This is a genomic window from Deltaproteobacteria bacterium, from assembly GCA_020848905.1.
Classification (GTDB): domain Bacteria; phylum Myxococcota_A; class Polyangia.
This window is the reverse complement of record JADLHG010000083.1, coordinates 110158-125440: the sequence shown is the minus strand read 5'-3', so window position 1 is coordinate 125440 and position 15283 is coordinate 110158. Positions and strand designations below refer to the sequence as shown.

The 15283-nt window shown below is 72.4% G+C and carries 7 protein-coding genes and 1 pseudogene; 3 read left to right on the top strand and 5 right to left on the bottom strand.

Features of this window, described 5'->3' with window-relative positions; genetic code table 11:
• The first annotated feature begins 4 nt into the window (after positions 1-4).
• Together IT371_31325 and IT371_31320 are read left to right on the top strand one after the other, a co-directional pair.
• On the top strand, positions 5-370 hold the full coding sequence (locus IT371_31325; protein MCC6752184.1) for a response regulator: 366 nt from the start codon (positions 5-7) through the stop codon (positions 368-370).
• On the top strand, positions 370-4014 hold the full coding sequence (locus IT371_31320; protein ID MCC6752183.1) for a HEAT repeat domain-containing protein: 3645 nt from the start codon (positions 370-372) through the stop codon (positions 4012-4014). The genes IT371_31325 and IT371_31320 overlap by 1 nt, the downstream gene beginning before the upstream one ends.
• A 45-nt stretch (positions 4015-4059) precedes the next feature.
• Here the strand turns inward: IT371_31320 and IT371_31315 are convergent, their stop codons facing one another.
• Positions 4060-5193 (bottom strand): NAD(P)/FAD-dependent oxidoreductase, encoded by a 1134-nt coding sequence (locus tag IT371_31315; GenBank protein ID MCC6752182.1) that lies wholly within the window; start codon positions 5191-5193, stop codon positions 4060-4062.
• A gap of 90 nt (positions 5194-5283) precedes the next feature.
• Here IT371_31315 and IT371_31310 point away from each other — a divergent pair, with 90 nt between their 5' ends.
• A complete protein-coding gene (locus IT371_31310) occupies positions 5284-6894 on the top strand; it encodes a DNRLRE domain-containing protein (GenBank protein ID MCC6752181.1) in 1611 nt (536 codons plus the stop codon).
• A gap of 25 nt (positions 6895-6919) precedes the next feature.
• Here IT371_31310 and IT371_31305 read toward each other — a convergent pair whose 3' ends face one another.
• The 4 genes and pseudogenes from IT371_31305 to IT371_31290 form a co-directional block, all read right to left on the bottom strand.
• Positions 6920-11143 (bottom strand): translocation/assembly module TamB domain-containing protein, encoded by a 4224-nt coding sequence (locus IT371_31305; GenBank protein ID MCC6752180.1) that lies wholly within the window; start codon positions 11141-11143, stop codon positions 6920-6922.
• A 54-nt stretch (positions 11144-11197) separates the two neighbouring features.
• Positions 11198-13165, bottom strand: a complete 1968-nt coding sequence (locus IT371_31300) for a BamA/TamA family outer membrane protein (GenBank protein MCC6752179.1) — start codon at positions 13163-13165, stop codon at positions 11198-11200.
• Positions 13166-13765: 600 nt separating this feature from the next.
• Positions 13766-14263: pseudogene (locus IT371_31295) on the bottom strand (hypothetical protein).
• A 289-nt stretch (positions 14264-14552) separates the two neighbouring features.
• Positions 14553-15170, bottom strand: coding sequence for a hypothetical protein (locus IT371_31290; protein MCC6752178.1), 618 nt, complete (start codon positions 15168-15170; stop codon positions 14553-14555).
• Between the last annotated feature and the right edge of the window lie 113 nt (positions 15171-15283).

Below are 15283 nucleotides of genomic sequence, written 5' to 3'. Positions count from 1 at the left end.
CTGCATGCCACGCATCCTGATCGCCGAAGACAACCAAGACCTCCTGGCCATCCTCGCCGGGCGCTTCCGGGCCCTGGGCTTCGAAGTCGTCGACGTGCTGAACGGCGCCGACGCGCTCGCCGCCGCCAAGAAGCAGCGCCCCGACGTGGTCCTGCTCGACGTGATGATGCCCGAGCTCAACGGCTTTCAGGTCTGTCGCCGGCTGAAGGAGGACCCCGCGCTGGCCTCGGTCCCCATCGTCCTGCTCACCGCGAAGGACACGGATGCCGACAAGTTCTGGGGCAGTGAGGTGGGGGCCAACCTCTACCTGACCAAGCCCATCGATCCGGCGCAGGTCGTGACGCACGTGCAACAGCTTCTGCGAGGGTAATGAGCTTACTGCTCAAGATCGCCATCTGGGGAGCAGTCGCGCTCGGCTCGGCCGTCGGCGCGCTGCTCCTCTATCTGGCGGCCAAGCGCGTGGCGGAGGCGCTGCTCCTCCGGCGCCTCGACCAGCGGGTCAAGCGCGTCCAGTCGATCCTCACCCATCACGAACAGCAGCGCTTCCAGCAGCTCGACCGCCTGCTCTTCCAGCTCGGCGAGGTCCACGACGTAGGCGCCGTCGAGTCGGCGCTCAACTCTGCCCTGGATTCGTCGGCCCAGGAGCTGCGGCCGCAGATCCGCAAGCTCTATCAGTCGCTCGGCCTCACCGACCGCTACCTGAAGCAGCTCGCCGACGCGCCACGCTGGACCGATCGCGCCGCGGCAGCGCGGGCCCTCGGCCAGCTCGGCGCCATCGACGCCATCCCGAAGCTCGTGGCCGCCATGCGCGACCCCCACGAGGATGCGCGCAGCGTCAAGCTCGCCGCCGCGCAGGCCCTGGGCCAGATGCAGGCCGCCGAGGCGATTCCGCTCCTCCTCGCCGAGCTCCGCCTGGTGGACGAGTGGGCCTCCCCGCGCCTCGCCGAGGTGCTCGTCTCCTTCGGCCCGGCGGCGCTCGGACCGCTGCTCGAGGCCCTCGCCGACGAGACGCAGACCAACTCGCGCGTCTGGGCGGCGCAGATCCTGGGACGCATCGGCGACCCCTCGGTGGTGCAGCCGCTCATCAGCCGCCTCCGCGACCGCACCGAGACGGTGCGCATGTCGGCCTGCGAGGCCCTCGGGCGCCTCAAGGACCAGCGCGCCGTGAACGACCTGATGCAGGTGGCCTTACGCGACCCCGTCCCCCCGGTCCGCGCCGAGGCCGCCCGCGCGCTCGGGATGGTCGGCGACGCGAGCGTCGTGCCGAGCCTCGTGACGCTCCTCTCCGACCCCGACTACTGGGCCCGCCTGCGCGCCATCGAGGCCATCGAGCAGATCCGCCCGGCCGACCCCTGGTGCCTCGACCTGGCGCTCCGCGACGCGTCCCCCGAGGTGCGCGGCCGCGCCGCGGTGGCGCTCCAGCGCATCGGTCTGCTCGACAAGCGCATCGAGGAGCTGGTCAGCCCGGACCGCTCCGTGGTGGAGCGCGCGCACAACACGCTGGTCGAGATGGGGCGCGCGGGGCTAATGGAATCTCTGCTCGCTTTCCTCGAGCACCCCGACTTCCGCATCCGCGCGCGCATGGCCGACGTCCTCGGCGACGTGGGCTCGCAGGCGGCGGTGGCCGCGCTCTCTCCGCTCCTGCGGGATGCGATGTGGCCGGTGCGCGCTCGCGCGGCCGAGGCGCTGGGCAAGATCCGACCCCCGAACGGCGTGGGGCTCCTCCTCCCCGCCCTCTCCGACGGCGAAGAGACGGTGCGCGCAGCAGCGGCGGCGGCCGTTCGCGGACTCGGCACCCCCGAGGACGACGCGAACGTCGAGGCGGTCGTGCGCCTCTTCGACACGGCCAACGCAGAGGTGCGCCACAGCGTGCTGGAGGCCGTGGCCCACTTCACGCGCCCTTCCGTCGAGCAGATGCTCGAACGCGCCGTGGTGGACCTGAATGCCGAGGTGCGGCTGTGCGCGATGAAGGCCATCGCCACGCGCGGCACGGAGCGCTGGGTCGAGGCGCTCGTCGGCCGACTGGCGGACCCCGACACCAAGGTACGCGCCGCGGCAGCCGAGGGGCTCGGCCGAGTCGGGACCCCCGCCGCGCTCGAGGGGGTCGTGCGCTGCCTGAGCACTCCCGACCGCGAGTTCCGCGAGGCCCTGACGACCGTCCTCGCGGCCCACGGGGTGGAGACCGTCGCCGCGCTGGCCGGCCAGCCCCAGACCCTCGAGACGCGCCTCGCGCTCGTCTGGACCCTCGGCAAGACGGCCGACCCGAAGGCCGTGCCGCGGCTCGCCGAGCTCGCGCAGCGCGAGGAGCCGGAGGTGCGCGCGGCAGTAGCAGGAGCGCTCGGCAAGCTCGAGGGGCCCGACTCCGAGGCCGCCCTCGGCAAGCTCCTCGAGGACCGCAACGAGCGCGTGCGCGCCGCCGCCGTGAACGGCCTCGGCACGGTCGGAAGCGACGCCTGCACCGTGCAGCTCATGGTGGCGCTCGAGGACCCCGACCCCTTCGTGCGGCACCGCGTCTCGCTCGCCCTGGGCCGCATCGGCACGACCCAAGCGCTGTCCGTTCTAGAATATGCGCTCCAGCGGGCCGCGACCCCCGTCGAGCGGGCCTACGCGGTGGTGGGCTACGCCCTCGCCGGAGGTGAGCTCGGCTTCCGCATGGCCATCTCGGCCCTCTCCGACACCTCCCTGCAGGCGGAGATCACGCGCCTGCTCCAGAAGGAGCCGCCCGAAGTCCAGCAGCGCTTTCGCCAGAACCTCCACCTGCAGGCCCCGACCGAGGGGCAGAGCGAGGTGTTGCAGCCGACCGACCTGTCCGATCGCTACGCGACGGTCCTTCGCACCAGCCAGAGCGCCGAGGACCGCGCGATGGCCGTGAAGGCCCTCCAGTCGCTCGGACTCGAAGGGCGCCGCGAGCTCCTGATGGACGCGGTGCGCACGGACCCCGCCGCCGAGGTCCGCCGCCTCGCGCTCCAGGCGCTGGTCGGACACGCGCACGTCACCGCCGTGACCGACATCTTCGTGGACGCGCTGCGGGACCCCACTCTCGGGGTGCAGATCGAGGCGGCGCGAGGCCTCCTCGGCGCGCGGCAACCGGCCTACAATCGGCCGCTCCTGCGTTGCCTCCTCGGCGGAAACGAGGAGCTCTCCCGCGCCGCCGTGGACGCCCTCATCGCCGCCAACATGGGCCGGGCGATGGCCTTCGTCGACGAGCTGATGGGCTACCGCGAGGAGGACCTGCTCTGCGGCGGAGCGACGGTCCTCGGGGCTCTCGGCGAGCCACGCACCCGCGGGGTCCTGCAGGCCTGGCTCACCTCGCGCGGGCCCAAGCTGCGGGCCGCCGCCGCCCGCGGTCTCGGTCGCCTCGGCACCATCGACGCCAAGGAGGCCCTCATCGCCTCGATTGGAGACCCGGCGGAGTCTGTGCGCCTCGCCGTGATGGACGCGCTCTCCACGATTCCGGGCCACGACGTGATGGAGGCCCTGGGCCGCCTGGCGCGCGACCCCTCCCTCGCCGTCCGCATGGGCGTGGCGCGGCTCGCCGGCCGCAGCCAGAGCGCGCTCGCGGCGCAGCTCGCCGAGGTGCTCGTCGAGGACCCGGACGAGGAGATCCGCGTCGAGGCCCTGCTCAGCCTCCTCCGCCTGCGGGACGTGGACGCCGCGACGCGCTTTGTTGCGCTCCTCGACAAGCAGCCGGATGCGGTGAAGACCCAGCTCTCGCGGCTCCCGGCGGACCACCCGGCGCTCCTCCTGGCGCAGGAGATGCTCGCCACCGACCGCCGCCCCGCCGTGCGCGTGGCCGCCCTGAAGGCGCTCTGTCACATCCCGCACCGCCCCATGGAGACGATCCTGGAGGCCCTCGCCGATCCCGAGCCCGCGGTGCGCGTGGCTGCGATCGAGGTGGCGGGCTACATGGATCAGCCGGCCATCCAGACCGCGCTCGAGCGGCTCCTGCGCGACCCCGAACAGCGCGTGCGGGACGCGGTACGCAAGCTGCGCTTCTCGGTGGTCGGGAAGTAAAAGGAGCGTTGGTTCTAGTTCGGCCGGGTCCCGCCGCGCGGCCGTCTACATGCGGGCCATCAGCCGGGCAGCCATCCCCTGCACGGCCGGACGCTGACCCGTGGCCAGGATCCAGTCCATGGCCGGCGTCTTCACGAAGCGGCGGAAGAGTCCCCCGCCCCAGAACGAGGCCAGAAAGGCGCGACGGCAGGCCCGCTCGTAGCGCGCCATCGCCGCAGGCTCCGTCACCCCGCCGAGCCGCATCGAGGCCAGCGCCTCGGCGGCGAGCATCCCCGAGCGCATCCCCTGGTAGATCCCCTCGGCGGTGGCCGGATGAGTCATGCGCCCCGCCTCTCCGACGACGATGCGCCCCGGGGAGGTGAGCTCCTCGATCGCGTAGCTGTAGATGATGGGGTGCCCCTTCCACGGGCCGAGCTGCCGCGCGTGGCGGAGCCGGGCCGCGTAGTGCTTGTCGAGAAAGCGCTGGAAGAGCTCGCGGGCCCGCTGGCGCCGGTCGGGGGCGTCCTCGTAGGTGATGCCGATGTTCACGCGCTCCTCCCCCTCGGGGAAGAGCCACCCGTAGTAGGGCGCGATCGACCTGTCGAAGACCATCTCGACGTGATGCGGACGAAAGGGCACGTTCTCCCACCACCCCATGATGGCCTGGATGATGCGCCGGGGCTGCCGGGTCACGCCGAAGGTACAGTGCGAGCCGCCGGCGACCACCACGTGCCTGGCGCGAAAGACGCGGTCGTCGCGGCAACGAAAGCCGACCACGCGCCCCCGCTCGGTGAGCAGCTCTGTCGCGAAGACGTGGGGCACGAAGGTGGTGCCGAGCGCCTGCGCGCGCTTCAGCAGGGTATGGTCGAAGTGGCGCCGCAGGCAGATCACCGCAGCCGCCGCGTCGCCCCCCGAGAGGTACGCCTCGCGGTCGCCCGGCGTGACGAGGCGCAGCCCGCTCACCCGATAGGCCTCGGGCTCGATGGCCTCCCACACGCCGAGCGCCTTCAGCGCCTTGATCCCCTTCGGAGAGATGCCGCTACCGCAGGTCTTGTCGCGCGGAAAGTCGTGTCGGTCCACCAGCACGACGTTCTGCACGCCGAGCTGTCCGAGCTGGATCGCCGTCGCCGTACCGCTCGGCCCGGCGCCAACGATCGCCACGTCGGCTTCCACCGTGGTGCTCTGTGACCCGTAGCTCATGCGAGGTCTCCTCCGTGCGCCGCGGCCATCCTATTCGGCGGGGTGCCCTCTGACAACGGCCCATGTACCATGGGTGACTGGAGGTGCGGAGTGAAACGCTACCTGCTCTGCTTCGCGATCTACGCGGGGGCCCAGCTCTCTCTCGGCTGCAAGGAGTCCGGCTCGGGCGCCGACGCTGCCCTCAGCGCCGACGGGGGCGCGGTAGCCGGGGATGGCTCGGCACCGGGGGACGGCGCGCCTGCGTCGGGGGACGGCGCGCTCCCCGGCGGCGACGGCGCTCCACCGGTCACGGATGGCCCCCGCACCGATGGCGCTCGTCGAGACGGCGCGACGCCAAGGGACGGCGGACGGCGCGACACCGGCCTTCCACGAGACGGGCGCCCTCCAGACGCGCGGCGAAGCGACTCGGGCACCGTCGTGCCCCCCGTCACCCGGGCGCGCATCCATCTGCCGCAGTTCAGCGGGGCGGTGGTCTTCAACCAGACGGCCATCGCCTGGTTTGGCAAGGTGGACAGCCAGGCCAACTATGCCGACCTCCGCGTTGGGTACAACGCGACCGAGCTCTACCTCTACGTCGCGGCCTTCGACCGGCGCCTCTGGTACGACGAGACACCGGGTGCGGCCGACCTCGCCGAGTGGGACGCCGTCACCGTGCTGCTGCGCACGCAGGCCGGTGACGCCTCCGCCCTCGACCCGCAGAGCTATCGCTTCGTCTGCCAGCTCAACCACTGGCAGGCGCGCACCGGCTATCAAGCGGCCTACCGCGGAGACGCCGGGGCGTGGAAGGCGGCGAGCGTCGTCTTCACCACGACCAGCGCCTGGCGCGGCGACGCGCCGAACAACGACACCGACGACCGCGGCTGGGCCTGCACCCTGCGCATCCCGTTCTCGAGCCTCGGTCTCGGCGCTGCGCCGGCGGCGGGCACGGTCTGGCGAGCAGCGGTCACGCTTCACGACCGCGACACCGCCGCGGGCCCTGTGCTCCCCATGCAGAAGTGGCCGAACGCCTCGGCGACCGACACCACGCCGTCGAGCTGGGGAGAGCTGGCCTTCGGCCTGCCCGCGCACAGCGGCGGCACGCCGTCGGGGGCGCCGATCACCGTGCGGCACAAGCTCAACGGCCAGACCGTGGTCGACGCGGCCGTGGGCGGCGGCACCACCTGCGGGGCGGGCCTGAACTTCTTCACCCAGTGGGGAGACAAGAACTACGCCGCGAGCACGGAGCTCAACGTGCAGAACCAGTCGGACATCGCCGACTGGCCCTGCTTCTCGAAGGTCTATCTCACCTTCCCGCTGGCCAGCCTGCCCGTCGGAAAGAAGGTCGCGTCGGCCAAGCTCACGCTCTACCAGATGGGGAACGCGCAACCCGCCGACGCGAAGCCCTCCTGGATCCAGGTGCTCGTCTCGAGCGCCGACTTCATCGAGGGGAGCGTGAGCTGGAACAACGCCCCCCTCGCCCTGACCAACACCGGCGGAGCCACGGTGGGCGTCCTGGCGGCCTTCCCGGGCTGGCCCGGAGTGGCGCGGGACCTGGACGTGAGCTGGGCCGCGGCCCGCGCGTACGAGCGAGGCGAGCCGCTGCGCCTCGTGCTCTACAGCGCCGACGACGCCTACCACAGCGGCAAGTACTTCGTCTCCTCCGACACCGGGGACTGGAACGCGCAGGGGCGGCCGACGCTGACGGTGCAGATGGGGAATTAGGAGCGGCGGTTCTGGAACCATCTCTCTAATACCAGTAGGTCCAGAACAGGTCGAGTCCGCCCACCGCCGCGTCGCCGAAGGCCGCCTCGAAGGCCCAGCGGCTGAGGAAGCGGAGCTCGAGGCGCCCCTCGTTGCGGTTCTCGCCCTCCACGGCGCCGATGATCCGCCGGTAGCCCACGTAGACGCGGTCTCCGAGGTACTTGCCCACCTCGAGCTTGGTGCGCTCTCCCGTCGCGCCCCCGGCCGCCCCCTGGACCGTGTCGATGCGCACCACGTCGGGCGCCACGCCGGGCACGATGCGGTCGGCGAGATTCCCCACGGCGAGCTGCATGAGGATCCCCGCCAGGGCCAGGGTCGAGCCCGAACCCGCGGCTCCCGACGCACCGCCCGCCTGACCGCTGAGCACGAGGCTGATCAGCTGTCCTCGATCGTAGACCGCCGGGTCGCTCGAGAGCTCGAGCCGCGGCTCGGCGAGCGTCCCCCCGAGGTCGAGGATCAGCAGAGCCTCGGGGAACTGCCGCGTCAGTCGGACGTCCAGACCCGGGTCGAGCTCGGGGCTGCCATCGAAGTTCACGCGAGCCCGGCGCACCTCGTAGGCGCGCTTGAGGAGCGTGATGCGGCCATCGACCAGCGCCGCGTCCCCCTCGAGAAGCAACGGGTTGCCGCCGCCGTGCCGGAGCCGCAGCCGGGTCTCCAGCTGGCCGGTGAGCTCCTTCCCCGTGATGGCGAGCCCCCGAACATCGATGGCCAGACTCAGCGCTGGACTCGACGACCTGCGCGCAACGGGGAGCAGCACCCCGCCGCGGTCGAGGAGCCGCCCCTCGGTGAAGCGCACCTCGGGCAGGTCCCCCAGCCGATGGAGGGCGCGGCGCGCGCCCGGCAGCGTGGGCATGCGAATGAGCCCGCCGCGGGAGCGCACGGTCCCCTCGAGCCCGCGTTCGCCGAAGGCCAGCGCTCCCTCGAGCGCTCCCTCGAACGACGCGTTCGGCACGCCCACGTAGACCAGAGGGAAGCGCTTCGACAGGAGCTTCAGCGTCAGGTGTTCGGGCCGTAGCCCGGCGAGCTTCAGGCGCGCGGTGACCTCGAGACTGCGATCCCCCTCCGGGATGCGGAGCCGAAGCAGCCGCAGCTCCCCGGGCACGAGCGAGAGCTGCGCTTGGATGCCGTCGAGGACGGGGCGACCCAGAACCCCGGCGGCTCCCCGGGTGAGCGTCAGCCCCCCGGAGAGCAGAGGACGGTCGAACGAACCCTTCAGGCGCAACGCGCCCGAGAGCTCTCCCTGAAGTCTCTGGACCTCCGGCACCAGGGCCTTCAGCGGGGCGAGCTGCATCCGGTTCACCTGCAACTCGCCATCGACCGCGGCTCCGGCGCGGAGCGCGTGGCGGCCCACGAGGTAGAGCTGTCCCCCTGCGCCCTGGAGGGCGCGCGCCTTCACCGCGAGCCCTCGGTCGTCGAGCCTCACGTGCGCCTCGACTTCACGTAGGCGCGCCTGCGTCACGCCCGGATCGCGGAGCCGGAGCGCCGCCTGGAGCCTGGGCGCGCTCCACGATCCATTGAACCAGGCCTGCGCCGCGAGTCGTCCCTGGACCCCGGCGGGGAGCAGGCGCGCAGCCGCGAGGCGCGCCAGATCGAGGTCAGTGACCGTGACCTGCCCGTTCAGCGCGGCGCGGCGGGACGCGAGCGCAGCCCGCAGACCCAGAAGGCCCGTGGCGGTGCTCCCGCCGAAGGCGAGCGTCTCGCGCCCGTTCCACGACGCAGCTCCCGTGAGCCGCGTGCGCGCCGGGCCGAGCTGCCCGTCGGCGCGCAGCCCGAAGTCCCCGAGAGAGACGCCGTCCCATCGACCACCCTCCAGCCGCGCGCGGAGCGCCAGCGCGCAGGCCGAGATGGGCCCCCGAAGGCTCACGCTCGCACCGAGGCGCCCCTCGAGAGGCGCGAGGGAGGGAACGAGCTGCCGGAGCAGCGCCGCGGGGACCTCCTTCACCTCCAGCGCGAGCTCGACCGGCGTCGCCTCGAGGGGTGGGAGCCGCTCGCGTCCCCGAGGCGCCAGCGCGAGCCCCGACTGTCGGAGCAGCGCCGCGAGAGGCAGGCCCGCCGCGCCGCGCAGGTGCACGCCGGCACCCGTCGGCAAGCGAGACTCGAGCCGCACGCGCACGCCTCGCGCATCTCCCTCTACCTCCAGCCCGCTTCGTGCGAGCTCCCACGGCCCCGCGACCACGCGCTCCGTCTCCAGGCGCACCAGTGCCGCCGGCGCCTCGAGCGTGCCGGAGAGCTGCACGCGCGCGTCGAGGGCGCCCGTCATCCAACCGGGCCGGCCGCCGAGGTAGCTCAGCCACGCGAGCGACACCCGCCGGAGCTGACCGTCCAGCGCGAGCGGCACGTCGCGCCGCAAGCCACTGCGCCAGCCGAAGGGCAGCCGCCCCGTCACGGAGGCCGAGGTGCCCCCTGCTCCTCGACCGAGCGCGACGTTCAGGTTCAGCTCGGTCGCCCTCCGCAGGAGCTCGAGCTTCAGCTGCCCGGTCACCGCGCCCAGCCTGGGCAGCCGCAGACCTCGGGCAATGGCGAGCAGCCCGGCCACGCGCTCCTGGGTCCCCGGCGTGAAGCGCCCCTCGAGCTCGAGCTCTCCGCCTCGCCCGCGCAGAACGAACGGCCTGAGGATGCTCAAGGTCCCCTTGCGCCATTCGAGGGCCACCGGGCGCGTGAGCGCCAGCTCCAGCCGCTCGCGCCGCCCGCGCAGCTCCACCAGCCCGAGGTGCCACGCGCTCCCCCGACGCTGAAGGTTCCCTTTCACGGTCACTCGGGCGTCGTGGCCCTCCGCATCGACCGTCACGCGCCCTCCCGTCAATCCTCCTGCGGCGCCTACCCGCACGCGATCCAGGCGCAGCTCGCTCCCCGCGGGTCGCAGGCCGCGCACCTCCGCCCGGAGCGTGCCGGACGGGGAGTCGCGCGAGCCGCGCACCTCCGCGCGCAGCCTGAGGCTGCCCACGCGGTGCCCCGCCACTGACGCTTCGTGCGCCGAGAGCTCCGCCTGTCCCTTCAGCCCGTCCGGCAGCCGGCCGCTGACTCCCGCCTCGAGCCGCCAGCGGCCTCGCAGCGCTGCCAGCGGGCCGGGACGCGCGCTCCCCGGCGCGATCGCCGCCTTCAGGCTCCCCTCCACCTGCGGACCCTGGCCGGTGCCGCGAAGCCCTACCTTCACGCCCGCCACGGTCAGGGCACCGTCGCGCACGGTCCAGCGATCCCCGACGAGGGTCGCGTCCACCCGCCCCGTCGAGACCTCCCACTCCGCGAGCTTCGCGCGCACCACCTCGAGGACGGCGGAGGCCCGAGCCCTCGGGTCGAGCGGCGTCCCCTCCCCTTTCGCCGTGAGGACAGCCGTCAGCTCGCTCGACCGCAGGGCCGGCACCAGCACCCCGGGATGAAGGCGCTCGAGGCGCGTCGTCACGGCGTACGACCAAGGACGCCCCTTCGGCAGGCGCAGCAGGCCATCGACGGTCACCGCGCCAAGCGCGGGGCTCGCGACTCCCGCGCGGCAGACCAGCCGGTCGAAGGGTCCGTCGGCCTCGAACCGGACCGACACGGCCCCCCCCGGCAAGAGCTCGCGCACCTGCGCCTGGCCGGTCACCTTCATGGCTACCGCACCGAGGCGAGCGGACAGACTCGTCGCGAGCTGGAAACGGCGGCCGGCCGCCTCGCCCCGCACCGAGAGGGAGCGCAGCTCGCCGTCGAGGTCGCCGCCTCGCACGCGCAGCCACCCGAGGGCCGAGAGCTCCCGCAGGCGCACCGTCTGGCCGCGCTGGATGCCGTACGTCAGGTCGAGCTCACCGCGCGCGAGACGCACGTCGCCGAGCTCGACCGACCAGGTGCTCGGCGTGGACGGCGCCGGGCCCGGCACGACGAGCTCCTCGAGATTGAAGCGCCCGCCGAGGACGGGATAGGCGAGCACCCGAGGCCGCACGAGGACCAGACGCTCGATGCGCACGACCTTGCGGAGCACCCCGGATAGGTCGAGGCGCGCCGCCACCCAGTCCGCTCCCAGGGCCTCGCGTCCGTAGGCGTCGAGCACGCGGACCTGGCCGAGCAGGAGCTCGGCCGGCAGGTCTCCGCCCAGGTAGCCCACCTGCAGCCCGGGTATGCGCTCTTTGAGCTGCGCCAGGAGCGCTCGGTGCAGCAGCGCCTGACCGCTGCGGGTCTTGAGCCCCTGCCAGCTCCCCGCGAGCAGCGCCACGGTGGCGAGAACCAGCGCGAGCCCCAAGTAGCCGGCCCGGCGGCCCCAGCGTTTAGGTTTATGTATTCTAGAGCGCCCCATCTAGAACGACGCGCCAATCATCAGGTGAAACGCCAGGCGCTCTCCGGGGTCGGGGTTCGGCAGCTCCCCCGCGGCCGCCTCCTCGAGGCGATTCAGGCGCACTCCCAGGCCCAGCCGCACCGCACCGATCGGCGTCTCGTAGGCCAGGCTGCCCCCGACCGCCCAGTGCAGCCGGCGGAGATCGAGCTGCGCGAGCTCCGGCGTCACGTCGCCGCCGTCCACGAAGGCCACGACGCCGAGCCAGTAGCCCACGAGCCGCACCACGCGCACCTTGAGCTCGAAGGACCCCAGGAAGGCCGCGTCCCCCCCGATCGGCAGCAGGCGCTCGGAGACCGGATCGCGTACCTGCGGCGCCAGCCGCCCGTAGGTGAAACCCCGATGGCTCGTGGGCCCCCCGAGCGCGTAGCGCCGGGTGATGGGGCTGTCCTGCGCGCTCGCCGGCTTCAACCAGCCCCAGAGCAGCCGCGCGGCCAGGGCGAACCGCTGTCCGAGCGGCAGGTAGCCCCGCGCCTCGGGGGTCAGCTTGAAGTAGGCGAAGTCGCCACCCACGCCGCCGAACCCCTCCTCGAGCCGCACCCCGAACCAGCCCCCCGTGCGGGGGTCGAGCGGGTTGTCGCGCAGGTCGAGCTCCGCAACCTGCTCGAGCCAGGCGAGCCGGTACGGATCTTTGAACCCCAGCCCGAGGGGGGTCACGGCAGGATTGAAGACCGCGGAGTCGATGTCGAAGAAGTCGAAGTACTGCAGGTTCCAGCTCAGCCCGATGCGGAGTAGATCGCGCCAGAAGGGGCGTTCGGCGCCGATTCGCGTGCGGGGCCCGTGATACCGATAGCCCTCGTGGACCCCGAGGTCGTAGCCCACGAGGCCGTGCACCGTGATCCCGCTGCCCAGCAGGTCGGGCTGGGTCAACGTCACGTCCGTCTCGACGGCGGGACCCGTGCGCTGAACGTCCCAGACCGCGGGGGTCACCACGAAGGCCGGCTTGGCCCGGAGCCGGAGAGTGCGCAGCCCACCGAGGAAGTTGCGCAGGGTCCACTCGGCCTGCAGGCGGACCTCCTGCCGCCGGCGCTCGATGCCGAGGCCGCCACCCAGGCGGAGCCGACGCAGCTTGCCGGGCGCCACCGTGATCAGCACGTCGGCCACGGGGGTCGGCCGCGCGGGCAGCTCGAGGCGCACCGACGAGAAGACCTCGAGCTCGTGGAGCCGCGTGGTGCTACGCACGAGCAGCTCGGGGTGAAAGCGCTGGCCCGGGGACCAGAGGAGTTTCCGCAGCACGAGCGCGGCCGGGATCTCGCCGTGCCCCACGAGGCGCGCCCGGCCAAAGCGCACCTCCGGGCCCGGCTGTGCCACGAGACGCACCACGGCCTCGGCTTGCGAGCGATCCACGAGCACCTCGCCGGTGACACGGGCGTAGGCGTAGCCCCGGTCGCGGAGCTCGAGCTTGAGCCGTTCCTTGGCCTTCTCGTAGTCGCGGTAGTCGAGGATCCGGCCCTCCCGGAGGGGGAGGACTCGAACGAGTCGCGTCCGGTCGTCTCGCGGCAGCTCCGGCAGACCGTCCACGAGGACGCGCAGCACGCGGGTGGGAGTCCCCTCGTCTACCACGATGCGCACGGACACGGCGTTCTTCGCCTGGCGTTCGACCGCGTGGCGCACGATGCGCGCACCGTAGAAGCCGCGCTCCGCGTAGAGGGCCACGATGCGGCGCAGGTCGAGCTCGAAGGAGGTGTCGCTGAACCACTTCGTCTCGGTGAAGGGGAGCCAGCTCGTGGCCTGGGTGACCAGCCCCTCCCGGAGCTCGCCCGCCGAGAGCGCCCGGGTTCCCTCGATGCGCACGCCCCTAACCCAGCGCCGTCCGTCCGCCTCGGGGTGCGCGCAGGCGGCGAGCAGGCAGGCCGCACTGCAGAGCAGGAGTGGGAGGCCCGAGAGGCGGATCACCTCGGGGAGTAGGCCACGCAGGACAGGGCTGGTCAACGCACCGGCGGCGGCACATCGGCGACGCGGGCGAGGCGAGCGGTGGGCGAGGCGCGCGGTCTACTTCACCACGCAGGCCTGGAAGGCGAAGCAGCTCGCGGGGCAGTTCGCGCACCCTCCTCCCTCGTAGCCCTTCGGCCCGGGGCAGGTGCAATCGCAGAATCCGACGTAGCCGGCGGCGCAATCCGCGCGCGCCGTGCACGCCGCCTCGTCGAGTGCGGAGCAGGGGGTCGGCTGGTCGCACTGCCCTTCGTGGGCCCGCGCGACCCCCGCCACCTGCCGCTGGCAGTCGCTCCCGTAGGTCTTGCCGTCGCAGCCGCAGACCGGCTTGGCCGGCAGGTAGAAGAACTCCACGCACTGATCGGCCGTGGGCTGCTTCACACACGTTCCTCCGGCGCCGATGCCGCACGAGGTGATGTTGCAGAGCTCGCCCGCCGCGCACAGCCCCCCGAGCCAGGGACCGCACTTCTTCGGAGTGGGGGGAGGCGTCGGACCGGGCGCCGGCGTCGGATTGGGCGTCGGATTGGGCGTCGGATTGGGCGTCGGATTGGGCGCCGGATTGGGCGCCGGCGTCGGGGCGGGCGTCGGCGCGGGGCCGGGCGTGGGCTTGCACGCACCCGCGTGGTCGAGGGCCGCCCCCGCGGCGAGGCGCTCGCAGTTGTTGCCGTAGGTTTTGCCATCGCAGCCGCAGACCGGCTTGGCGGGGAGGAAGAAGAACTCGCCGCACTGGTCGGCCTTGGGCTGCTTCACGCATACCCCGCCGCCGCCGATGCCGCAGGATTTCCGGTCGCACACCTCGCCCCCGGCGCAATCACCTCCCAGCCAGGGCCCGCACTTCTTGGCCCCGTCACACGCCGCGGCCTTGTCCGGACAGCAGTCCCCGTAGAGGACGCACTTCGCGTCGCACCAACATCCGGCGGGCGCCTTCTTGCCGCACAGCCCGCGGCACGAATTGGTGCCGTCCGTCTTGAGCTGCTCCTGCGTATAGACCGCCCCGCGGTCGCCGACCTCTGGCTCTCCCCCGTCACCGCAGGCTCCCGCGAGCCAGCTGAGTCCCACCAGGGCCGCGAGGGCCCGTCTCAAATTCGTCGTTTTCATGGCCTTGCTCCTTCGCTACCGGGTCTCGGGGAAAGGCTCGGCGTCCCTCCGACGCGAAGCCGTTCTCCCCCGACCGTAGAGCAGGAACGGTGCCAATATTTGTTAGTCTTTTCGAGCGATAGGGCGCGCATTATGTATCATATTTGCTACTTTACTGTGCATGTATTGCTAATTCGTTACATACCCACGCATTTCATGAGGCGGGTCGGGGTGGCGCAGTGGAACGCGCACCCGAGCGGCCCCGGTGGAGGCCGAAGCGGACCTGGGAGCGCCGAGGTGGCTTTCGAGCTTAGGGAACGGTCAGAATCCAGGGCGGGCTCAAGGGCTCGCCTTCGCCGTAGACCCGCACCTCGTCGCCCGTTTGGGCCGGCAAGACGAGCTGGAACGCGCCCGAGGCGGCGGCCGTGGCGAAGGCCATGTCCGTGGTGCGGGTATTCACCGCCAGGAGCGTCGCGCCGGCGGTCGCGCGTCCACGGATCGTCACCTGACCGCCCGCGGGTCGGGAGATGGGCGGCTCGGTCATGAGGGGGTCGGGGCCCGGCGGCGCCATGATCGGCATCGGACGGACCAGGAACGTCACCGGCGCGGAGGTCTTGTACCGGATCTCGAGGAGCTCCCCTTCGAGCACCCGCACACCGACGAGGAAGGCGCCGCGGAGGGACGCCTGCGCGGTCCTGATCCCCAGCTTGCCGCGCACCTCCACGACGCCGGGCCCGGCGACCGCGCCCGGCCGACCCAAGAGATCGATCGTCGTCTCGTCTCCCGGCGCCAGCCCCGTGCCCCCGATGAGCCTGGCGTTCGGGATGGGGTCCGGTTGTGGGATGCCGTGCTTGTTCGGGTCCGGATCGGGATCGGCAGGGTTGCATCCGCAGAGCAAGGCCAGGCCGAGAGCCAGGCCCAGGCCCAAGGAACCTCTACCCCGGAGATGCGCGCACGAGCTCATTCAACCCCGGAGGGCAGCAAGTCGGGTGCCAGCAGATCGGCATAAAAGCCGTTACGTTTCATGGACACAAACGGGAC